General features: G+C 68.3%; 20 protein-coding genes, 3 tRNA genes and 1 pseudogene. 12 read left to right on the top strand and 12 right to left on the bottom strand.

What is annotated here, in order from left to right:
- Window positions 1-6: 6 nt before the first annotated feature.
- Window positions 7-1245 carry an aminotransferase class I/II-fold pyridoxal phosphate-dependent enzyme gene (locus AB0M08_RS01005; protein WP_364486318.1) on the bottom strand — a complete coding sequence of 413 codons (1239 nt, stop codon included), beginning with the start codon at window positions 1243-1245 and terminating at the stop codon, window positions 7-9.
- 81 nt (window positions 1246-1326) lie between these two features.
- On the opposite strand from AB0M08_RS01005, the gene AB0M08_RS01000 reads away from it, so the two are divergent.
- Window positions 1327-1932, top strand: coding sequence for an Lrp/AsnC family transcriptional regulator (locus tag AB0M08_RS01000; RefSeq protein ID WP_364486315.1), 606 nt, complete (start codon window positions 1327-1329; stop codon window positions 1930-1932).
- Here the strand turns inward: AB0M08_RS01000 and AB0M08_RS00995 are convergent.
- The 4 genes from AB0M08_RS00995 to AB0M08_RS00980 form a co-directional block, all read right to left on the bottom strand.
- Window positions 1863-2390, bottom strand: coding sequence for a DUF6036 family nucleotidyltransferase (locus AB0M08_RS00995; RefSeq protein ID WP_364486312.1), 528 nt, complete (start codon window positions 2388-2390; stop codon window positions 1863-1865). The genes AB0M08_RS01000 and AB0M08_RS00995 overlap by 70 nt on opposite strands.
- A complete protein-coding gene (locus AB0M08_RS00990; protein ID WP_364486309.1) occupies window positions 2387-2767 on the bottom strand; it encodes a hypothetical protein in 381 nt (126 codons plus the stop codon). Before AB0M08_RS00990 ends, AB0M08_RS00995 begins: the two co-directional genes overlap by 4 nt.
- 156 nt (window positions 2768-2923) lie before the next feature.
- Window positions 2924-2996 (bottom strand) — tRNA-Arg (locus tag AB0M08_RS00985).
- A gap of 42 nt (window positions 2997-3038) precedes the next feature.
- Window positions 3039-3128, bottom strand: a tRNA-Ser gene (locus AB0M08_RS00980).
- A gap of 405 nt (window positions 3129-3533) precedes the next feature.
- Here AB0M08_RS00980 and AB0M08_RS00975 point away from each other — a divergent pair.
- A complete protein-coding gene (locus AB0M08_RS00975; protein ID WP_364486306.1) occupies window positions 3534-4451 on the top strand; it encodes a hypothetical protein in 918 nt (305 codons plus the stop codon).
- Here AB0M08_RS00975 and AB0M08_RS00970 read toward each other — a convergent pair.
- Entirely contained in the window at window positions 4400-5212 is an 813-nt protein-coding gene (locus tag AB0M08_RS00970; RefSeq protein WP_364486303.1) for a CPBP family intramembrane glutamic endopeptidase, read from the bottom strand. The genes AB0M08_RS00975 and AB0M08_RS00970 overlap by 52 nt on opposite strands.
- A gap of 83 nt (window positions 5213-5295) precedes the next feature.
- Here AB0M08_RS00970 and AB0M08_RS00965 point away from each other — a divergent pair, with 83 nt between their 5' ends.
- A complete protein-coding gene (locus AB0M08_RS00965; protein WP_364486300.1) occupies window positions 5296-6405 on the top strand; it encodes a globin domain-containing protein in 1110 nt (369 codons plus the stop codon).
- Between the two features lie 3 nt (window positions 6406-6408).
- On the opposite strand, the gene AB0M08_RS00960 is transcribed toward AB0M08_RS00965, so the two are convergent.
- The gene (locus AB0M08_RS00960; protein WP_364486297.1) at window positions 6409-7941 is read right to left on the bottom strand and encodes a peptide deformylase; all 1533 of its coding nucleotides are present in this window, start codon (window positions 7939-7941) and stop codon (window positions 6409-6411) included.
- A gap of 329 nt (window positions 7942-8270) precedes the next feature.
- Between AB0M08_RS00960 and AB0M08_RS00955 the strand changes: the two genes are divergently transcribed.
- Entirely contained in the window at window positions 8271-8975 is a 705-nt protein-coding gene (locus AB0M08_RS00955; protein WP_364487092.1) for a hypothetical protein, read from the top strand.
- Between the two features lie 131 nt (window positions 8976-9106).
- On the opposite strand, the gene AB0M08_RS00950 is transcribed toward AB0M08_RS00955, so the two are convergent.
- Window positions 9107-10537 carry a hypothetical protein gene (locus AB0M08_RS00950; protein ID WP_364486294.1) on the bottom strand — a complete coding sequence of 477 codons (1431 nt, stop codon included), beginning with the start codon at window positions 10535-10537 and terminating at the stop codon, window positions 9107-9109.
- A 60-nt stretch (window positions 10538-10597) separates the two neighbouring features.
- On the opposite strand from AB0M08_RS00950, the gene AB0M08_RS00945 reads away from it, so the two are divergent.
- On the top strand, window positions 10598-10846 hold the full coding sequence (locus AB0M08_RS00945; protein WP_364486291.1) for a hypothetical protein: 249 nt from the start codon (window positions 10598-10600) through the stop codon (window positions 10844-10846).
- 528 nt (window positions 10847-11374) lie between these two features.
- A complete protein-coding gene (locus tag AB0M08_RS00940) occupies window positions 11375-12088 on the top strand; it encodes a methyltransferase domain-containing protein (protein WP_364486288.1) in 714 nt (237 codons plus the stop codon).
- 231 nt (window positions 12089-12319) lie between these two features.
- Here the strand turns inward: AB0M08_RS00940 and AB0M08_RS00935 are convergent, their stop codons facing one another.
- From AB0M08_RS00935 to AB0M08_RS00920, 4 genes are all read right to left on the bottom strand, one after another.
- The gene (locus tag AB0M08_RS00935; RefSeq protein ID WP_364486285.1) at window positions 12320-12850 is read right to left on the bottom strand and encodes a YbhB/YbcL family Raf kinase inhibitor-like protein; all 531 of its coding nucleotides are present in this window, start codon (window positions 12848-12850) and stop codon (window positions 12320-12322) included.
- Window positions 12851-13139: 289 nt separating this feature from the next.
- The gene (locus tag AB0M08_RS00930) at window positions 13140-14204 is read right to left on the bottom strand and encodes an NlpC/P60 family protein (protein WP_364486282.1); all 1065 of its coding nucleotides are present in this window, start codon (window positions 14202-14204) and stop codon (window positions 13140-13142) included.
- A 236-nt stretch (window positions 14205-14440) separates the two neighbouring features.
- A complete protein-coding gene (locus tag AB0M08_RS00925) occupies window positions 14441-15103 on the bottom strand; it encodes a DUF4352 domain-containing protein (RefSeq protein WP_364486279.1) in 663 nt (220 codons plus the stop codon).
- 93 nt (window positions 15104-15196) lie between these two features.
- Window positions 15197-16159, bottom strand: a complete 963-nt coding sequence (locus AB0M08_RS00920; protein WP_364486276.1) for an NAD(P)H-quinone oxidoreductase — start codon at window positions 16157-16159, stop codon at window positions 15197-15199.
- A 69-nt stretch (window positions 16160-16228) separates the two neighbouring features.
- Between AB0M08_RS00920 and AB0M08_RS00915 the strand changes: the two genes are divergently transcribed.
- The 6 genes and pseudogenes from AB0M08_RS00915 to AB0M08_RS00890 all read left to right on the top strand — a co-directional run bounded on the left by AB0M08_RS00915 (window position 16229) and on the right by AB0M08_RS00890 (window position 20376).
- Window positions 16229-16313 (top strand) — tRNA-Ser (locus tag AB0M08_RS00915).
- Window positions 16314-16646: 333 nt separating this feature from the next.
- Window positions 16647-16754 (top strand): annotated as a pseudogene (locus AB0M08_RS00910) (IS5/IS1182 family transposase); the annotation flags it as partial.
- Between the two features lie 255 nt (window positions 16755-17009).
- Entirely contained in the window at window positions 17010-18623 is a 1614-nt protein-coding gene (locus AB0M08_RS00905) for an ADP-ribosyltransferase (RefSeq protein WP_364486273.1), read from the top strand.
- 481 nt (window positions 18624-19104) lie between these two features.
- A complete protein-coding gene (locus AB0M08_RS00900; RefSeq protein WP_364486270.1) occupies window positions 19105-19398 on the top strand; it encodes a hypothetical protein in 294 nt (97 codons plus the stop codon).
- Between the two features lie 6 nt (window positions 19399-19404).
- Window positions 19405-20016, top strand: a complete 612-nt coding sequence (locus AB0M08_RS00895; RefSeq protein WP_364486267.1) for a hypothetical protein — start codon at window positions 19405-19407, stop codon at window positions 20014-20016.
- A 60-nt stretch (window positions 20017-20076) separates the two neighbouring features.
- Window positions 20077-20376: a WXG100 family type VII secretion target gene (locus tag AB0M08_RS00890; RefSeq protein ID WP_364486264.1), complete on the top strand. Its 300-nt coding sequence runs from the start codon at window positions 20077-20079 to the stop codon at window positions 20374-20376.
- Window positions 20377-20418: the final 42 nt, after the last annotated feature.

Below are 20418 nucleotides of genomic sequence, written 5' to 3'. Positions count from 1 at the left end.
GGCGGGTCAGTGTTCCCGGCCGGCGGAGGCGCTGGACAGCGCGGCCGACATACGGCCGACCGCGTCGCGCAGGATCGCCGGTGAGGTGGCAAAGTTGATCCGGACGAAACCGGCGCCGCCGGTGCCGTAGGCGTGACCTGAACTCAGTGCTACCCGGCCACGATCCAGGAACAGCTTCGCCGGGCCGGCGATGTCGGTGACCGCCAGCGGTAGTCCGGGTTGCTGCACCGCATGCAGGCCGAGACCGCGACAATCGAGCCAGCCGAGGTAGGTCGCCTCGGGCCACATCAGGGACAGCCCGGGAAGCTGCTCGGCAACGAGCTCCGACAGCAGCGCCCGGTTCGCATCCAAACCGCACAGCAGCGCGTCCAGCCATGCCTGGCCGTGCTCGAAGGCGGCGGTATGCGCGATGACGCCCACGTGACTCGGCCCGTGACCGACCTCCTCCGGCAGCCGATTCAGGTCGTCGGCAGCGCCCGGCCCCGCGATCAGCAGTGCCGCTTTCAGCCCGGCGAGATTCCAGCCCTTCGAAGCCGAGTGCAGCGCGAACGCGTCCCCGGCGCCGGGCACTGTCAGGTAGGGAACGAACTGCGCCCTCGCCAGGACCAATGGTGCGTGGATCTCGTCGGCGACAACCCTTACGCCGAACGTCCGGGCCAGCGCGGCGAGGGCAGCGAGCTCGCTTCGGGTGTGCACGGCACCGGTCGGATTGTGCGGATTCGCCAAGAGCAGCACCGTCCGCCGTGAGATCCTCTGCGCCGCAGCAAACGCCTCCCGCAATGCGGCCAGGTCAAGCCGGCCGGCAGGGCTGAGCGGAGCCTCGATCACCGTTCGGCCGCCGTGGGTGACGAAGGCATAGAACGGCGGATATACCGGCGGGCAGACCACGACGGCATCGCCCGGCCGAGTGACCAGCCGCAGTGTCTCCACAATGCCCACCATCACGTCCGGGACGACCGCCGTTCGGTCGATGTCGAGATCGCGCCAGTCCCACCGGTCCGCGGCGAAGGCCGCGAACGCACGGGCGTACGCCCGGCCGCTGGGATAGCCGGTGTCACCGGCCGTCACGGCCGCATGCACGGCGGCGGCAACCGGCGGAGCCAGCAGTACGTCCATCTCGGCAACCCATAGCGGCAGAACGTCTGCCGGATGGGTCGTCCACTTGATACTCGTCCGGGTGCGTAACTGTTCCAGGCTCAGCTGCGTCAGCGGATTCGCGGCCAGATCATCAACGAAACCGGGCATGTCATGACGGTATATGAATCAACGAGCAATGATTTCGCCTTCTTTGCCATATAGCCGCCGCCTAGAGCAAAAATGGAAGACATGGACGCGATTGACCGCAAAATACTTGCCCTGCTGCAGGCGGACGGCCGGCAGACCCTCACCGAACTCGCCGACCGGGTCAGCCTGAGCGTGTCTCGTTGCCAGCGACGCCTGCGGGATCTGGAGCGCGACGGCGTCATCCGCGGGTATCACGCCGCGGTCGACGCCGTCGCGCTCGGCCTCGGCTTCGAGGTTCTGGCTTTCGTGTCCCTGCTACAGGCCGGCCCGGACACCCTCGCCGACTTCGATGCTGCGGTGTCCGCCGTACCTAACGTCGTGCAGGCACAACGCCTTTTCGGCGACCCCGACTACCTGCTGCGTATCGTCGCCGCCGACCTCGCCGCGTACCAGGGTCTCTACGACACGACGCTGGTCCGGCTGCCCGGGGTACAGCGCATCAACTCCACCATCGTCATGAAACAGGTCGTCAAAAGCTCGCCCGCTGCCGACCACGTCATGACGTCACAGGAAGTCCCGCACGCTCGACGAAGGGACCCCGTTCGCCGGGTCCGTTGGGAGGCTAGGGATCCGGGCACCTACCGCGCCTCGAACAGGTCCTCGAGCATCGCCTGCGACCGCGCCGGCAGTACCTCAGCCGGGAAGTAACGCTGGCACAACTCCAGGGCCGCGTCGATTGTCGTGACGCCGACGATCCCGGCGAGTGATCGCAGGTCTTCCTCATCGCGGGTGCGAGCGGCGAACGCCTTCATCGCGAACACATGCTCCGGCGAGGCCGCCATCACCCGGATCCCCGGGTGATCGAAGACCTCACGCTTGCCGGCGTCGTGCTGGGTGGAGACGTAGGTGCTGGCCTGCTCGTTCAGCCACCACGGCGGCAGCCCCAACGCGGCAGCCACATTGCGGGCCTCCTCCAGCACAACACCGTGCGGCACAAAGACGGCATCCACGTCCCGGGTCACCCGCTGCGCGTCGTAGGCCAGCGCCATCGCCGCACCACCAACGATGAACAGATCCGCCACCACGCCTCGACGGACCAGCCGGTCACCGAGCGCCGCGAACGCCCGCTCCAGGTCGGCCCGCCCAAGCAGGCCATCGTCGCTCACGCCGCCTCAAGATCGCGCGCGGACAGATACACCCCATGTTTGCGGAACGCGGCCGGTGCCGACACCAAGGCTTCCATCCGTTTCGACCGCAGCGACGACGGGAACCACGGCGTTACCAGTACCCTGCCCCGCGACCACGACGGCGGCGCCAGATCCAGCCCGGCGGCCAAGTGCTCGGCCATCGCCGCCAGGAGCACGTCCCACTCTGCGTCGCCGGTGGATGGCGGCTCCTCCGAAAGCAAGCCCGGCTGGTCCTCGACGGGAGCCCAGCGAAACTCCTCGAAGAACTCCCACACGTGCTTCCACCGGACTTTCACGTCTGGTTCAAGGGAAAGACGGCCAGCCAGAACGGCCAGGGTCATCGGCTGATAAGTCATGGCTGGGCGCGCATTTCCACGATGGATCGACATCCGAACGACACGCGATCACCCACCGATCACCCAGCGCCCACATCATGGGACAACACGGCCCGAAAACGGGAAACGAAAAGGCCGTGACCGCGATAATCGCAGGTCACGGCCTTGATCGTTAAGTGCGCCCGAAGGGACTCGAACCCCTAACCTTCTGATCCGTAGTCAGATGCTCTATCCATTGAGCTACGGGCGCTCTCTCTTGGTGCTAAGCCAGCATACACACCCGGCTTTCGCGCGGAGACTCCGGGATTCGAACCCGGGATGGGCGGTTAACCCAAACCGCATTAGCAGTGCGGCGCCATAGACCAGACTAGGCGAAGTCTCCCCGGTGTCCCCTGAGGGCCACCGAGGGTTGAGACTACCGGACACCCCGAGTGCTGCACAAAGAGGTACCCAACCGGCACGCCCAGGATCTTCCGCACGCGGCGCCAACAGGTGAAACGTGCCCGTTGCGGCTAGGCTGCGTCGGATGGAGGACAAGCCGCGCCGCGAGACGCCGCGGGCACGTGATCCGAAGGCCGCGTTCAGTGCGCCGGAGCAGCCGCATGCCGATGAGCCGGGGCAGCGCCGCGGAGCGCCCCCGGCCGTGACCTTCCAGCCGCCGTCGACCGGGCAGGGTGCCGAAGGTCACTCTTTGAAGGCTCCTTCCGGTACGCCGCCCGAGCCCGCAGAAGCACCGGCCCCGCCCGTGCCGCCCGCCCCGCCCACAAAGCGGGCACCGCGAGCGCGCGTGGCCAGGCCCGCGGAGCAGCTGGACGCGACGGCCGCCGAGCCCGCGACGGCCGCCGAGCCCGCGACGGCCGCCGAGCCCGCGACGGCCGCCGAGCCCGCGAAGGCGACCCCGCCGGTGAAGAAGGCGACGCGGGCGAAGGCCGTGGCGAGGCCGGCAGAGGAGCAATCCGCAGAAAAAGCGGAGAAACCGGTCAAGCGGACCCGGAAGGCGGCACCCGCCAAGGCCGTGGTGCCGCCAGTCGAGGCCGTGGTGCCACCCGCTGAGGCTGCGCCGTCGCCCGCGATTCCCGTCCAGCAGGTTCGGGCGCTGGAGACCGAGGCCGAGCCGGAGACCGAGCCGGTTCGGCTTTCGGGGGGCGGGGTCCTCGCCGTCGACCAGCTGCTCGCTGATCTCTGGCCGCGGATTCTGGCCGATCCCCGCTCCGCCCCGGAGCTCCTCGCCGGTGCGGCCGTCCCGGCTCTCGGCCCGCGGGCGCGGAGCTGGGCCGACCGGATCCGGGTCACCTACCCCACGGCCACGGGGCCGGCCCTGGCCCGGCTCGCGACGGCGACCTTCACCCGCTCGGCGGAGCGCCGCAGTGTGCTGAGTGCGGTCTCCGGCCCGTACGCCGCAATCGCTCTGAGCGTGACGGCCGCGCTCACCCAGGCGGAACTGGTGTTGCACCTGGCCGCGGCCTACGGTCTCGATCCGGCCGATCCGCGCCGGGCCGAGGAGATCCTGAAGTGTGTGCGGTGGCGTGTCCCGGGAGCGACCTGGGCGGCGCTGCGGGTGGCCGATCGTTTCCTGCCCGGGGCCAGCCTGCTCGGTGCGGCGCTGACCGGGCGGAGTGCGGCGGAGTCGGTGGCCCGGCGTGCGAACCGGTACTACGCGGAGATCTTCAACCAGGTCAGCAGGGAGTCCGGGAGCAGGGCGTAGCCGACGAAGGCGGTGATGTCGAGCAGGCTGTGCGCCACGATCAGCGGCATCACCCGCCTCGTCCGCAGGAAGAAGAGCGCGAAGACGACGCCCATGATCGCGTTGCCGACGAAGGCGCCGAAGCCCTGGTAGAGGTGGTACGAGCCGCGGAGCACGGCCGAGCAGGCGATCAGCCACACCGGGGAGAGGTTCAGCGCGCGCAGCCGGGTGATCAGGTAGCCGACGACCACGACCTCTTCGAGTACGGCGTTCTGGACCGCGGAGAGGATCAGGACGGGCACGGTCCACCAGTACGAGTTCAGCGCGCTCGGCACGATCTGCGCGTTGATGCCCAGCCGCAGGGCCGCGTACACGAGAAGCAGTCCGGGAATCCCGATGCCGGCGGCCAGGCCGAATCCCCAGCCGAGATCGAAGCGGGGCCGGCGGTAGTCGATGCCGAGCTCGCGACTCGGCGAGGTGTGATCCCGCCAGAGCAGGTAGAGCGCGAGGGCCACCGGGATCAGATCGAAGAAGATGCCCAGGATCTGGTACGTCAGGTCCAGGTACGGCCGGGGCGAGACGCTGGCGTTCAGCGTGGCGGTCTGCGCGGCGAGCGGCTTGCCGGCGGTGAGCTTCGCGGTGAGCGAGACGATCGAGTAGATCGCCGATTGGCCGAGTGACAGCAGCAGGACGACGGCGATTTCGACGGCGTACACCGATCGGGTGGACTGCTGCTTCTCGAGGGTCACGCGGGTAACTGTAGCCAGGCACAAATCGACCATTTCGGCAAGCGACGCGCCGGGTCGGGTGACGAGTCGCACTTTTGGTGCGTCATGTTCCTGACTGTGCTGACCACCCTGAATCCATGGGAGACCTCGCACGTCTGCTCAAGGAGAGCTGGAGCCTCGTCGAGGAGCATCAGGACAAGGTCGCAGGCTATTTCTACGCGCGCATCTTCCTGTCGTATCCGGGTCTCCGGGATCTCTTCCCGGTGCAGATGGATCTGCAGCGCACGCGCCTGCTCGGGGCGATCGTGACCGCGGTGCAGACCCTGGAGGACCCGGAGCGGTTCGACGAATACCTACGGGCGCTGGGACGCGATCATCGCAAGTTCCACGTGACCCCGGAGCACTACGAGGTGGTGGGCGGAGCGTTGATCGAGGCCATGCGGGCGCACGCGGGTCAGGAGTGGGGCGTCGAGTACGACCAGGCGTGGGCGGACGCGTACGCGGTGATCGCGTCGAAGATGCTCGCCGGGGCGGACGCCGACGCCAATCCGCCGTACTGGTACGCCGAGGTGGTGGCGCACGAGCGGCGCGGACCGGACATCGCGGTCTTCACCGTGCTGCCGCTGCAGCCGCTGGAGTACCGGGCCGGCCAGTACCTCAGCCTGGAGGCGACCCGGTACCAGCCGAGGCTGTGGCGCACCTACTCGCCGGCGAACGCGCCCCGCCGGGACAACACCCTGGACTTCCACGTACGCGCACTCGGCGCGGGCTGGGTCTCCAGTGCCCTGGTCCGCAAGCTCCGGGTGGGCGACATGATCAAACTGGCCGCGCCGATGGGCACGATGACGCTGGACCGAAGATCGACCCGGGACGCCGTGTTCGTGGCCGGTGGCACCGGTCTGGCCCCGATCAAGTCGCTGCTGGAGGAGCTCACCCGGTACAACCGGACCCGGTGGGTGCACGTCTTCTTCGGTGCGCGTACCCGGGAGGACCTGTACGACCTGGCCGACCTGAACCGGCTCGCCGCCCGCTACCCGTGGCTCTCGGTGGTGACCGCGTGCAGCGACGACCCGACCTTCCCCGGCGAGCAGGGCAACATCTCGGACGTGGTGGCCCGGTACGGCCCCTGGCAGGAGCACGACTTCTTCGTCTCCGGTACGGGCCAGATGGTCCGCGCCACCCTGAAGACGCTGGCCGAGCTGCAGGTCCCGTCGATTCGGGTGAAATATGACGCTTTCAATGAATAAAAATCAGTAATCCCACGGGCGCCCGGTGTGCTGGTACTGGGCGACCGGGACCAGCTTCGAGTCCGCCTCCATCCGGTCGACGTAGAGCCGTCCCTCCAGATGGTCGATCTCGTGGCTGATCAGCCGGGCCAGCGCCCGCTCGAACCGGGTGACCACCCGCGTCCCGTCGAACCGGGCGTGCTCCACGTCGATCCGGAGCGGGCGGGCGACCAGGCCCCGGTAGTCGAAGAACGACAGGCAGCCCTCGTACTGCTCGTCGCAGTCGGTGGACTCGCCGACCACCCGGGGGTTGAGCAGCACCACCGGCTCGGTGTCGCGCTCGGGTGGGCGTACCACAGCGGCGGCCACCGCCAGGCGGATCTGCGGGGCGGCCAGGCCCACCCCCTTGCTGAAGTCGTGCAGGTCCTCCAGCTGGGAGAGCGAGGTGAGCAGCCGGGTCACCGCCGCGCGGGCCGCGGCACCCTCCCGGGGCAGCTGGAAGTGCCGGGCGCGCTGGCGGAGCAGGTCGGAGCCGCGTTGCACTATGCCGATGCCGCGCATCCGGTGCGAGGCGCGCGGCGGGTCCAGGTTCTCCGGCGGGCCGACCTCGTCGTACTTCGGGGCGTCCGGGCCGCGGAAGCGCCACTCCAGGCGGTAGCGCGCGTTCAGCAGCGGGGCGTCGGTGGACCACTCGAAGATCGCCCGGCCCTCCCGGGTGCCGCGCTCGACCGGGGTGCGCACCGGGACCTCGGCGGCGAGTGAGGCCTCGACACCCCAGACGACCGGCTCGAAGCGCTCCGGGAAGTTCAGGCGTACGGTCAGCGACCGGGTGGGCAGCCGCATGGCCCGCTGGAACCACTGGCCCCACTTCTCCTCGCCGACCGTGTACGCGTACTCGATGGTCGTACGCTCGCCGGGGTAGAGGGGGAACTGGCCGCGCTCGTTCGCGAAGAGCAGCCAGAGCTCCTTGGCCGCGTCCCGGTCCAGCTTCACCCGCCAGAGCATCGGCTCGGCCGCCCCGCCCTCGCCGGCCACCGCCTCGACGTCCAGATCCTCGAAGGTGAGCGGGTTCTCCCGGTGGTGCCGGTTTGAGCCGGCCGGGTCGTGCGGGTAGCGGTCGACCGAGATCTTCACGAGGTACCGGGTCACCGGCTCGACACCGGCGTTGTAGAGCGCCCGCCGGATCCGGCACCGGTACGCGCCGCCGATGTACTCCAGCTCGGCGACCTCCTGCTCGACCACCAGCCCGGTACCCGGGGGCAGCCACTGCACCGGCACCGGCGGGTCGCGGTGCAGGGTCGTCCCGCGGGCGTGGCGGAGTTCGTCGTACTCCTGGAAGCGCTGCCAGATGGCGCCGCCGGCACCCAGCACCGCCTCGGCCCGGCGGGCGAAGTCCTCGGTCGGCTTGTGGCGCCGTCCCTCGACATGGCTGACGTAGGAGGGATCGAAGCCCATGCGCGCGGCAAGCTGCTTCTTGGTCATTCCGCGCTCGACCCGCCATTGCGCAAGCGCCGTAACGAACTGATCTGCGGCCCGTTCAATGGGCGAGGTGGTCATCACGGATGTCCCCTTCGCGACGGCTCCTTCAGTGTCGCCGGAGCCAGTGTCCACAAGGGGCTACTAGCGAGTTGCCGACAGAAAGCTTGACGAATCCGCCAACATCGCGACGCTACGTTAGGTAATCATTGCGGTGGGTATTCATCCGAATTGCCCGGCCCGAGAGGTTGGTTAGGCTACCCTTAACCGAGTACGGTGTGTCGTCATGGACGACCGGCAGTCAGGCGCTGAGGTGAGGAAGCGGTGACTTCGTGACCATCACCCTGGAACTCGCCGGCTCCCGTCGATCCGACGAGCCGCTGGCCCCCGTCACCGCCACCCTGGCGGCGATGTTCGGCGCCGCGCAGCCGCCCGCCCTGCACCCCGGCTTGATCGTCTCCGACCTGGCCGGATGGGCCCCCGCGGGCGATGGTCCGGACGCGCTCCTGCAGTCCGCGAGCCGCCGGTTCAAGGCGCCACCACACGCCTCCGCCGCGCTCGCGTGGAAGGCCTACACCTACTGGTCCGCCCTCCCCGCGGTGCTCGGCTGGGCCTCCGCCCGCCGGGTCCCGTTGCTCACGGGCGGTAACTCAGTGATGAACTTCGACGCCCCCGACGCGTTGATCACCCTCGGTATCCGCCGGGACGCCCCGGTCGCGGTCCTCCCGTCCGACCCGATCGCGCTCAGCGGCCATCCGGCGGTGCGGGTGGTCCCCGACGAGGAGGCGCTGCTGGCCGAGTTCCGCCGCACCCTCTTCGACGAGCACCTCTCACCGCTGCTGGAGGCGATCCACTCCCGGGTCCGGCTGGGCCGGCGGCCGTTGCTGGGCTCGCTGGCGTCGGGGATCGCTCTCGGGGTGCTGCGCTCGGCCGATCACCTGCCCGGCTCCTCCGCGGAGTCGATCGACCGCTTGCTCGGGGCCCTGGAGATCCGCGATCTGATCGATCTGGCCCCGGATGCGCAGGGCAAGCTCGAGGTCCGCCGGAAGACGTGCTGCCTGGCCTTCACCATGCCGGCCCCCAAGCTGTGCCCCGGCTGCTGCATCAAACGCTGACCCTCGTCCGGTACGCCCTACCGCCTACCCGGCGCCCGCCGGGCGCCGCGATCGGTCGCGGCCCTCGGACGGCGATCGGGGGTGCCACCGCTGCGCGATGACACCCCCGACGGCGAGGAAGCGGACCGGACTCAGCCGGCCGAGTCCGCGGTGACCTCGGCGTCCGGGTCGTCGACCAGGTTGCGGACGTCCCACATCCAGACGCCGCCGGTCCAGGTCGGGCGGAAGCCGACCAGGTCGGAGAAGGTGCGCAGGATTTCGATGTCGTGCGTCTGCGGGGTGAGCACCACCACGCCGGCCTTCCAGAAGCGCAGGTCGGCCAGGGTCATCTCGCGCCGAGTGTCGTTGATCGTCGGCGTCGGGTTGCCCTGCTTGATCGAGGTGATCAGGCCGCTGGTGGGGCGCCACGGCGGTGCGAAGGTCGCGGTACGGTCCTGCGGGTTCTGCGGGTCCTCGTTCGGCAGCAGGGCGTACGCGCCGGCGATCCGCATGTCCTGCCCGGTGTACGCGCTCCACCGCAGCGGGTCCGAGTAACTGGAGTCCGGCAGCGGCAGGGTGACCACGGTGTGGTCGTCGTCCACGTACTGCTTCCAGGTGCCGGCGGTGACGAACTCGGGAACCGCGTCCATCTTCACCGTCTCGAGCGGGGTGGGCGCGAGCGGTACCAGCGCCATCGCCACCGCGGTGATCATCGCGACCCGGACCGGCCCGCGGGACTGCGGCTGGGCCTTGATCAGGTCGGCGGCCCGCTGGCAGCCGAGGGCGAGCACGATGGCGATCACCGGTGCGATCGCGAGCGCCCAGCGGGTCGGCACCGCGGAGTCGAGGATCGGCAGGTGGTGCAGGATCGACCAGAGGCCGGACACGCCGGTGTTGACGCCGTTCAGCGTGATCTTCGGGCCGAGCGACATCGCGGCGAAGAGGATCGCGACCGCGCCGAGCGTGACCACGACCGCGGTCCGCCGCATCCAGATGATCAGGCCGAGGAAGAGGATGACGAGGCCCCAGCCGAAGAAGGAGTTCTGTTCGGCCGGGTTCTGTGCGAGCCGGGCCGCCACGTCGGCGTTTCCGGCCGCGGACCGGCTGGAGTAGGCGACGAAGGCGCCGAGGTCGGAACCGAAGTTCCGGACGTACAGGGTGAGGCCCTGGTAACTCTGCGGTCCGAAGAACTGCACGCTCAGCGGGTACGCCAGGACGCCCAGCGCGACCACACCGGCGACGGCGAGACCGCGCAGGAAGGCCAGGGATTCGCCGCGGTGCTGCTTGCGCCGGACCACGGCCATCACGACGCAGAAGACGCCGAGGCCGACCGCGGTCATGAAGAGGATCTCGAGGTTGATGAACGCCTGCCAGACGAGCAGGCCGGCGAGCATCAGGCCGTTGCGGATCGCCTTACCGGGGACGCGGAGCTCCAGGGTGCGCCAGATGATCAGCGGGACCAGGAACTGCGAGACGATGTTGGGGTGCCCGCCAGCGTGCGAGACCATGCTCGGCGCGAAGGTGGCGAAGAGCGCTCCCACCCAGGCGGCCAGCCGGGAGCGCACGAAGCGGCGCGAGAGCACCAAATACCACGAGCAACCGGTTAATGCCAATGCGCCGGTGAGAAATACGTTGAACGCCACATGAGGGCCGAACAGAAGAGTGATCGGCGTCAGTGGCAGGGAAACGGCCAGCACCGAGGTGTTGGCCATCATGTTCACCCCATCGGGGTAATTCATGCGATCCGAGAAGAACGGATAGACGCCATCTGTGAGCACGCGCGCACCGTGCGCCAGCATCCACTCGAAGAAAGCCTGATCCTGCGGATCGTCCCGCAACTCATGATCAAGATTGAGCCACAAGGGCGCCGTGACGAAGAGCGCAACAGCTAGGAAACTTGCTATTGCCAGCACGTCCCGCCAGACCAGCACGCGCCACAGAGGACGGCGCCCGGCAGGCTGCACGGCCTGCTCATCGGTGTTTTCCTCGGCGGGCGCGGGAGAGGTCGGCGCGTCCGTCGTGACGCCTTCGCGGAGGGCGCGAAGTTCCGCGTCCAGGTCCTCGGGGGACGTCAGTTGACGGGACGGCAGAACGTTCTCGCCGGCCGACTGGCCTGTCGAGTCAAAACCGGTAATCGTCATAGCATCGGCGAGCCTAACCGAGGTGGGGAAGAGTTCCGTAGTGAGCGCCCGATGCGTGATAGAGCCGATATGTACGCGTGTTTTCATCGTGTCCCACCAAGGCTGTCCACAGGTTGGACCGGTGTGACCGAACCCATCCGACTACCCGAAGCGCGTATGTCTCAATCAGGCCAAAAAATCGGCGGGACCCGGCTCTCAACTTTCGGATAGCGGCTTCAGATGGTTAACTTCACCGGTCCCGCTGTCAGCGCAGATCGGCAAGATGAGGGAACCTCACCTATGGCAGACATCACTGGAGACCAGCGGATCCAGTCCGAAGTGCTCGAGGGCCTGGCCACGGCCGTGAACCACCGTCGGTGGTTCGTCGAGCTCGCTCTCCCATACCTCGGGGAAAACCCCATCGAGATCGGCAGCGGCCTCGGTGACTACGCGATCGAGTGGGCCGAGCACCTCCCGCGGTTCACCGCGACCGAGGCAGACCCCGACCGTCTCGTTCAGCTCAAGGAGCGGATGGCGGAGCACCCGAACATCGACGTGCGGCAGATGCTCCTGCCCGCGCAGGACGCCGCCGGCGAGTTCAGTGCGGCCGTCTCCTACAACGTGCTCGAGCACATCGAGGACCACGTGGGCGCGCTGCGGAGCATGAAGGACCTGGTCCGCCCGGGTGGCCGCGTGATCATCATCGTTCCGGCCTTCATGTTCGCGATGAGCCAGGTGGACATCGCCACCGGGCACATCCGCCGCTACACGAAGAAGACGCTGGGCGGTGCGTTCACCGAGGCCGGCCTCGAGATCGAGAAGATCCACTACGCGAACGCGCTGGGTCTGATCGGCTACTACGGCGCGACCAGCATCTTCAAGCTCGCGCCCAAGGAGGGCCCGATGGTGAAGGTGTACGACTCGGTCGTGCTGCCGATCACCAAGGCCGCCGAGAGCGTGGTGAAGCCGCCGTTCGGCCAGTCGGTCTTCTGCGTCGGCCGGGTGCCGGCCTAACCCGCAAGCCGGGTACGGGGGGCTGTAGGCGTACACAAAAAGGAAGCGTGACCACAGCGGGAAGCGCGACCGCAGACAGCTTTGACGAAGGCCGCCGGCACTTGCCGGCGGCCTTTTCCTGTTTTCCCGTACGCAGCCTCGGGCCGGCGCCCGAGCCGGACCGCCGTCGGGGGCGGGCGGATCCCGGGCCGGACCGCCGTCGGGGCAGGGTCCCGGACCGGCGGCTGGAGCTCAGCCCCGTACCTGGAAGGTGGGCCGGATCGTGGCCCGTGCCAGGGTGTGGAAGGCCAGGTTGAAGCCGACGTAGGCCGGGGTGGCGTCCGGCGTCACCTCGAGCCGGTCGACGTCGATCGCGTGCACCGCGAAGACGTAGCGATGCGGTCGATCGCCGGGCGGCGGCGCGGCGCCACCGTATGCCTGCTCGCCGTAGTCGTTGCGGACGCAGAATCCGCCCTCGGGCACCGGGTCGACGCCGCGGCCGAGCTCGGTCACCGTGACCGGCAGGTTGACCAGCACCCAGTGCCAGAACCCGCTGCCGGTCGGCGCGTCCGGGTCGAAGCAGGTCACCACGAAGCCGCGGGTGTCGTCGGGGAAGCCCGACCAGGAGAGCTGCGGCGAGAGGTTCTTCCCGCCGGCGCTGGGGTGCGCGAAAAGCTCGTCGATCGGCTGCCCGTCCGTCACGTCCGCGCTGGTCACCGTGAAGGACGGGACCTGCGGCAGCAGATCGTACGGATCGGGGGCCGCGGCTCGGTCAAGGCTCATGGGATTCCTCCGGCGGCGTGCTGGCGATTCGGCCTCGTTGCCCACGATGACCAGACACTAACCGGAAGACATGTCCTGCAACTTTCGCGGCGATTGCGCCACGCCGTCACCCGAACGAGTAAACGCACAGGTGGTGCGCATCGTCCGAGCGCTCCCGGGGCATAGTTCTGTCAGACATCCGACCGGGTGCGCGCGGCAGAGATCCCCGTGCCTGGTCGCGATCGGCGTAGCGAGCCGGCATCCCTCCGTGTGGGTGCCGGCTGCTGCGTATCCGGATCATTCGGACGGCTCACTCCTGGATGCGGGCGACCCGCAGACCCCGGTAGATCTTGCGGTAGACGACGCCGGTGCGATGGTTACCCGCGTCGATCATCATCCCCTTGCCCATGTAGATGCCGACGTGCCCGCTGCCGACCACCAGGTCGCCGGGCTCCGCCTGGGAGCGCGGGATGGACCGGGTCTTCGCGGCCTGGGCGCCGGACGAGTGCGGCAGACTCATCCCGGCCTGCGCGTACGCCCGCTTGGTCAGCCCCGAGCAGTCGAACCCGTCGAGGCCCTCGCCGCCGTTGACGTACCGCCTGCCGAGCTGGGACCGGGCGTACTCGATGACCGCGCCCATGTTCCGCCCGCGCTGGCTGCTCAGCGGCCGCACCGTGGTGCGCCGGTCGCTCCGGCCCGCCGCCGAGACCCGCCGCTGGGCGACCTGAACCCGGCGCGGCTGCCTCACCGGCTGCCTCTCCAGTTGCCTCTCCGGTTGCCGAGCGTCGCTCTCCGGCGAGCCGCGGCCCTCGGAGCGTTCCTCCGCGCGCCGCCAGGTACGGATGTCGCGCAGGTCACGGGCCACTCGACGGTCGGCGGACCGAACCACCCGGCCGATCGAACGTTCGGTCTCGGCCACGCGATCGGTCTCAGCCGCGCGGGCGGTCTCGGCCACGCGATCGGTTTCGGTCGCGCGGGCGGTCTCGGGGCCGGTCGCTGCGGGACGGACCCGGAACCGGACGGCGACCGGACGGGACGCGATCGGCGCGGCCACCGGCCGGGTCGTCGCCGGGCGCTGGCCGGCGGCTCGCCGCTGCATCGAACGATTGGCCCGCTGGGCGGTCGCCTGTCGCTCCTGGAAGATGCTCTCCGGCGCGCTCTCCCGCGCGCCGCTCCCCCTCGCGCCGGTCTCGCTGAGCCCGGGATGGAGGCTGAACCCGGGATGGAGGCCGGCCTCGGGATGGGGGCCGGGCTGGAGAAGGCCGGCGGGCCGGTCCGGAGCCGGCTCAGTGCTGGTGACGGCCTCCGCGGACTGCTCGGCGGGGTCTAGGGCCGGTGCGATGACGGCCAGCGCGATGGCGCCCGCGGTGAGCACCCGGCGGGTGGACGGACGGTGCAGTGTTGCCTCCGAAATAGGCCCGGGGCACTCACGCGAATCCCATCCTCAGCGCGGCGATGGTGCGATGCCGCGCTATTGCCGCCGTTGAGGACTGGCAATGGGAACCCGGACGACTGTTCTTATTCCGTGGACCATGCCAGCACACCTGGAATTGCTTTGTGGTCAGATTCGAATAATTGGGCTCCCGATCTCGATCCGATAAACGCGAAATTTCAGTGCGCCTCCGGCAACGGCATCCGTACGGTCGAACCCGACGATCCGTCGCGCATCGAGACCTCGGTGAGCTGGGCCTTCCTCGGCACGTCGAACGGCAGGACGCCCGCGACGGAAGCGCCCGGATCGATCTCGTCGAGCAGGCTGGTGCCCCGATCGTTGAGAAAAACCGCGGCCTGTTCGGCGACGGCGTAGGCTACGCCGTCGGTGTCGTAGACGCGCTGTGCGGCACTGTCGAACAGTTCCGGTTCGATGCCGGTGTTGGTCACCCGTACGCCGAGCAGACAGAACTGACCGACGGCGCGCTCCTGAACGCCGTCCGGGCCGATCGAGCGTACGCCGCACCGCAATCCGGTCACGGTGAATGCGAACTTCCCTGCGGCAGGGCCGAGCGGCGGGTCCTCGGGGAGGCCCCGGACGACCGTGGTCGGCGAGTAGGCGCGGTCCGCGGTGACGACCGCCCAGATGCCGAAGATGACGAGCACGAGGGCGGCCAGGATGCCACCGCAGATCCAGATCCGGGTACGCGACGCCAGGGTCCAGTCCTCGTCGTACGGATCCTCGTGCCGAGCGTGCGCGGCCCGGTGCGGTGTGTACGTCACGGTGTCCCCCAGCCGTCGGATGCGCAGCGCGACCGGGGCCCGGCCGCGCTGTTCGTCCATGCTGGGTTCGTCGCGCCCACACCCGAGCGCGACTCGCCGCAAAAGCGACTTTATCGGTCATAAGACGCACGTAAGATTCACCCGATCGGGTGACTATGCCTGCAGCAGGATCTTGCCGAGATGATCGCTCGACTCCATCAGCCGCTGCGCCGCGGCCGCCTCCGGCAGCGGGAACGTGGTGTGGATGATCGGCTTCACCAGTCCCGCCGCGACCAGTGGCCAGACCTGCTCGCGGACGCCCGCGACGATCCGCGCCTTGTCGGCGAGCGGCCGCGCCCGCAGCGAGGTGGAGGAGATCGTGCCGCGCTTGGCCATCAGCGCGCCCAGGTTCAGCTCGGCGTTCGCGCCGCCCTGGAAGCCGATGACGCTGATCCGGCCGTTCACCGCGAGCGCGTCCAGGTTCCGGGCCAGGTACTTCGCCCCGATGATGTCGAGCACCACGTCGGCGCCCCGGCCCTCGGTGAAGGACTTCACCTCGGCCACGAAGTCCTGCGACCGGTAGTCCACGGTCAGCGCGGCACCCAGCGCCCGCAGCCGCTCATGCTTGTCCGTACGGGCCGTGACCAGCACCGTCGCGCCCAGGGCCGCGCCCAGCTGGATGGCGAACGTGCCGATCCCGCTCCCGCCGCCGTGCACCAGGAACGTCTCACCGGGCCGCAGCCGGTCGTGGTCCACCACGTTGGACCAGACCGTGCAGGCCACCTCGGGCAGGCTCGCCGCCTCGACCAGCGAGAGCCCGGCCGGCACCGGCAGCAGCTGACCGGCGGGCACCGCGACCTTCTCGGCGTACCCGCCGCCGGCCAGCAGCGCACAGACCCGCTCGCCGACGTGGTGCCCGGTGACGCCCTCGCCCAGCGCGCTGATCACCCCGGAGCACTCCAGCCCCGGATAGGCCGGCGCGCCCGGTGGCGGCGGGTAGTGCCCCTGCCGCTGCAGCACGTCGGCCCGGTTCACCGCCGCGGCGGTCACCTCCACGACGACCTCGCCGGCGGCCGGCTCCGGGTCCGGCACCTCGGCCCAGACCAGCTCATTGCTCTCGATCGTGATCGCGTACATACGATCGACTCTGCCGCACCGATCCGACGCGTCCGGTTCCGGGTGGCGTCTGGCAGACTGGACGGCACTGGAGGGCTCGCCTAGTGGCCGATGGCGCCGGTCTTGAAAACCGGTATGGGGAAACTCATCGTGGGTTCGAATCCCACGCCCTCCGCTCCAATGAGCAGCAAAAACCGCCGCTGACCAGGGATAACCCGGGTCAGCGGCGGTCATCGTAGATCATCGGACAGTCTCACTCGATCTCACCGGGGACCGCACGATCTCAGTCGTCGCGACCATAGTGCGACCACGAGACCGACCGGCCGTGCGTCATGCTGCTGACGGGTACTGCCTGCTCAGTGCCGCTTCGATGCGGTGGCGGGCCGCCTCGTCCTGCCCCTCGATGGACCCCCTCAGAAGCATGTGCACGCTATGTCCGGCCCGCTCCGTGACCTCAGTCGCGGGCGCGCCGGCGTTGAGTTGCAGCGACACGCACGGCGTTCGTGGGTCGACATCCAGAGCCTTGCGTAACGTCAGCCTCGACCCGTGGCGGATCGGGAAGATCATCGCCGCCGCGATGGCCATCCGCCACATCGAGCACGACCGAACCACGTGACCTTCAGTGGTCATCTCCTTGCTCGAGCAACCTCATTGTCATGATCATGACAAACGGTTGATTCGGCGATGCCGCCGTTGATCAGGGGGTTCATGCGTGGTCCTATCTGGACAAACAGTGGACAGTCTCCCCCGTCTCCGTCCTATTCGCGGATGCTAATTTGTCGCCGCGCATCATGGCGCTCCTGCTGCGAGTTTCGTGGCGGCACTGTTCGTCCTGCGGAGGCTATGCATGTCCCGGCCTGGTGACTGGTGGGTGCTGGATCTCGACGACGATCCGACGCCCGGCGATACCGGCCGGATACTCTCGTTGAGCAAACGATTCCTCGACTTCGCCGACGTGGCCGACCAGGCCCGACGCTCGGTGGCCTCGCTGCAGAGCGACGACGGCGTGCTGTCGTGGGTCGGAACGTCCGGGGATGCCTTCCGTGAGGAGTTCGGCGACTTTCCCGGCCAGCTTCAGAAGCTCTACGACTCGCATCAGATGGCCGGTGACGCCCTGGTCGCCTACGCTCCCAAGTTGTCCACGGCCCAGGCGCAGGCCGATCGGGCACTGGCTGACGGGCGTACCGCCCGGGACCTGCTCACCAGCCTCGCCCCCCAGGTCGATACGGCCACCTCGGAATCGGTTACCAGTTCCCAGCGCGCCGACCAGGTTCAGCGCTCCCAGTCGGGGGCGTCCGCCCCCGACCCCGAGCAGGTACGCCAGGCCCTCCGGGACGCCACGACCGCCCAAGACCACCTGACCGCACTCCAGGGGCAGGTCAACACCGCCCAGCAGGCGCTCGACACCGCCAAAAGCCTCGCCGATCAGGCCCGGCAGTTGCGCGACACGGCAGCGGACGAGTGCGTCAAGAAGATCCATGAAGCCTCCGATGCCGGCATCAAACCCCGCTCCTTCTGGGAGAAACTCGGCGATTTCTTCTCCACCGTGTGGGATGGGATCTGCGAAATCGCCAAATGGGTCGCGCTCGTCGCCGGCGTCATCGCACTCATCATCGGTGGGCCACTGGCCTGGGTCGCTTTCGGTGCCGGAGTCGTTCTCCTGGTCGATGTGTTCATCGATATTGCTCAGGGGGAATTCAATCTCCTCGAACTGGTCTTCGCTATCCTCGGGGTCATTCCCGCGATCAAGGGGCTGACCTCCCTGGCCAAGTTGTCCGAGCTGTACCAGAAAGGCGGCCTGGCCGAAATCGGCAGAGCGGCCTTGAACGGCCTGAGGAATATGGTCGTCGACGCCGCCAAGGCGCTCGGGTTGCGGGGAGGCAGGACCGCGACCGGGGCACTGGACGACATCGAATCGGTGGCCGCAATGGACGACCTCGACTCGGTGGCCGTGATGGACGACCTCGACTCGGTGGGAAGTGCCGACTGGCTGGGCGACACCACCTCGGTGCTGGACGACATCGATCGGCAGGCGCTGCGAAACTACACTACCAACCTCGGGTGTAGTTGGATCAATGGTTATCTAAGAGGAAACCCCGAATTATCAGGTAGTTTCGCCGAGTCGCTTCGCCTCCCGCAGAGGGCCGACGAGATCTCCACCGCCCTGGCGAAGCTGCCGTCGACACCCGGGGTCACATACCGGGGGGCCACGTATAGTGACGAATTACTCGCGAATTACAACGTGGGGCAGATCGTTACCGAAAGGGCATTCACCAGCACTTCGGCTGATATTCTCGTTGCCGACAACTTCAGTGGTAATACGCTCATAACGATCACGGGTCGCAACGGCAAGGAAATCAGCGGGTTCTCCGATTTCGCGCACGAATCGGAAGTCCTCTACGACAAGGGAACACAGTTCAAGGTTATCGATAAGGTCTTCGATGAGGAGAGCCAGCGATGGCTTATCACGATGCAGGAGGTATGAGGTGGACGGGAACCCGCAGTGGGAACCACTCACTGACGAGGAACGCCGTGAGGCGGAACGGGTCCGTCAACATACGCTCGAGCAGCTCCGCGAGGCCAGCACGCGGCCGAAGCCCCCGGCACGCGACCGGCGTCGTTTCAACGAGCCACTCGGCCTTGACGCGGATGGGAACTTGCAGCCCCCTCTGACCAGGGAGGAAGCGGAGCACAACGAGGCGGTGCGCCGCCGTGCACGAGGTGAACCTGATCCAGAGTAAGTGAACACGCGCGATCCGGGCGGCATCCGGATGGGCGGAACAGCCTGATCGCAGTCATCCGCGCGGATGGCGCCCGTACCGCCCGTCGCGGGCGTACGCGATCAGTTGCGAGGCCGGTTGCGGTTTGGTGGCGAACCCCGGATCACCTCGGTCGCCGGCCACGTCGCGCCGTTGGGGTGCAGGGCGCCAGACGAACGAGGGGTAAGTGTATGGAGCGGCACAACGATGGATGACCGGCTGACCGTCGATCTCGACGGTCTGGAGGAGTTCGCGAATCAGCTGGACGGCATTCGCACCACGATGAGCGACGCCCACCACTGGATGCGGGAGTCCGACGACGATCTCGGTGGAAACGACGTCGCCGGGGCGATCGACAAGTTCGAGTCGCACTGGAGCGACGGCAGATCGCAGGTGGACAAGAACTGCGAACGCCTGGTCAAGCTGACCCGGCAGGCGGTGGACAACCTCCGCAAGACCGACGAAGAGCTGGCCAAGCAACTGCGTGAGAAGGACGGCTGAGACGACATGGCCCAGGCTGCCACCGGGTTCTCCATCACGGTGCCCGACAACTGGTTCGAGATAGACGTTCACCCCGACACCCGCAACGGCGCCATCAACACCCTGGTGACAGAGCGGATCGCGGGTATGCCCGAACTGTGGGAGCACCGCACCGCCATGGTCCGCGCCCTGCGCCGGGCCGCACGGTCCGCCCACGCCAGCGGCGCGGCCTACTGCGGCGTCATGGTCGAAGGATTCGGCGGCGCCGTGCTCACCGCCGGCATCACCGTCTCCATCGTGGACGCGCCGAACGGTGAGACCGGAGCACCGGCGGTCATGCGCTACCTGAAAGCCATCCCCAACCGCGGCGACGGCACCCCATGGCGGCAGGTGGAACAGGCCGATCTGCCACAGGTCGGACCGGTGGCCCGCACCCGGGGACTGGAAGACGTGGTGGCACCCGACGGCGCCGGCTGGATCCGTTCCGTGTTGATGCAGACCTTCGTGCCGTTCCCCGGCCCGATGTCGGATCGGGTCGCCCTGATCACCGGAAACTCACCGATCGTGCAACTCGAGGCCGAGCTGCACGACCTCTTCGACGCGATCACTTCGACGTTTCGCTTTCACACCACCAGCTGAGCGGGCCGCCGGGTGACCCGGTTCGATACGGCCTTCTCCGCCCTCTAGAAAGGCATCACCATGCCCAACGTGAATGTCACCTTCCAGGAGATGCGCGACGCGGCGCACAAGCTCACCCACGGCAAGGAGGAAATCCTTTCGCAGCTCCACCAGCTCCAGACCATGGTCAACGGACTGGTCAACGGCGGTTACGTGACCGACGCCTCGAGCAAGCAGTTCGAGCAGTCCTACCAGGAGTTCAACACCGGGGCGCAGAAGATGGCCGAGGGGCTCGAAGGGATGGGCAAGTACCTCACCGCCGCTGCCGACACCTTCCAGCAGGCAGACCACGAGCTGGCGAACGCGCTGCGCCAAGGGTGAGCCCGCGGCCGTGACGAGGGGATGACCCGCGCGGTGTCGGCC

This window comes from Actinoplanes sp. NPDC051851 (assembly GCF_040681165.1).
GTDB lineage: Bacteria > Actinomycetota > Actinomycetes > Mycobacteriales > Micromonosporaceae > Actinoplanes.
The sequence above is the reverse complement of the archived record's forward strand: the minus strand, read 5'-3'. Positions and strand labels throughout refer to the sequence as shown.

Excerpts from the sequence above, each read along its gene's own strand:
- AB0M08_RS01005 (WP_364486318.1), bottom strand. The coding sequence starts at position 1,245 with ATGCCCGGTTTCGTTGATGATCTGGCCGCGAATCCGCTGACGCAGCTG.
- AB0M08_RS01000 (WP_364486315.1), top strand. The coding sequence starts at position 1,327 with ATGGACGCGATTGACCGCAAAATACTTGCCCTGCTGCAGGCGGACGGC.
- AB0M08_RS00990 (WP_364486309.1), bottom strand. The coding sequence starts at position 2,767 with ATGACTTATCAGCCGATGACCCTGGCCGTTCTGGCTGGCCGTCTTTCC.
- AB0M08_RS00970 (WP_364486303.1), bottom strand. The coding sequence starts at position 5,212 with ATGGTCGATTTGTGCCTGGCTACAGTTACCCGCGTGACCCTCGAGAAG.
- AB0M08_RS00965 (WP_364486300.1), top strand. The coding sequence starts at position 5,296 with ATGGGAGACCTCGCACGTCTGCTCAAGGAGAGCTGGAGCCTCGTCGAG.
- AB0M08_RS00960 (WP_364486297.1), bottom strand. The coding sequence starts at position 7,941 with ATGACCACCTCGCCCATTGAACGGGCCGCAGATCAGTTCGTTACGGCG.
- AB0M08_RS00955 (WP_364487092.1), top strand. The coding sequence starts at position 8,271 with ATGTTCGGCGCCGCGCAGCCGCCCGCCCTGCACCCCGGCTTGATCGTC.
- AB0M08_RS00945 (WP_364486291.1), top strand. The coding sequence starts at position 10,598 with ATGAGGGCCGAACAGAAGAGTGATCGGCGTCAGTGGCAGGGAAACGGC.
- AB0M08_RS00940 (WP_364486288.1), top strand. The coding sequence starts at position 11,375 with ATGGCAGACATCACTGGAGACCAGCGGATCCAGTCCGAAGTGCTCGAG.
- AB0M08_RS00935 (WP_364486285.1), bottom strand. The coding sequence starts at position 12,850 with ATGAGCCTTGACCGAGCCGCGGCCCCCGATCCGTACGATCTGCTGCCG.
- AB0M08_RS00925 (WP_364486279.1), bottom strand. The coding sequence starts at position 15,103 with ATGGACGAACAGCGCGGCCGGGCCCCGGTCGCGCTGCGCATCCGACGG.
- AB0M08_RS00920 (WP_364486276.1), bottom strand. The coding sequence starts at position 16,159 with ATGTACGCGATCACGATCGAGAGCAATGAGCTGGTCTGGGCCGAGGTG.
- AB0M08_RS00900 (WP_364486270.1), top strand. The coding sequence starts at position 19,105 with ATGGATGACCGGCTGACCGTCGATCTCGACGGTCTGGAGGAGTTCGCG.
- AB0M08_RS00895 (WP_364486267.1), top strand. The coding sequence starts at position 19,405 with ATGGCCCAGGCTGCCACCGGGTTCTCCATCACGGTGCCCGACAACTGG.
- AB0M08_RS00890 (WP_364486264.1), top strand. The coding sequence starts at position 20,077 with ATGCCCAACGTGAATGTCACCTTCCAGGAGATGCGCGACGCGGCGCAC.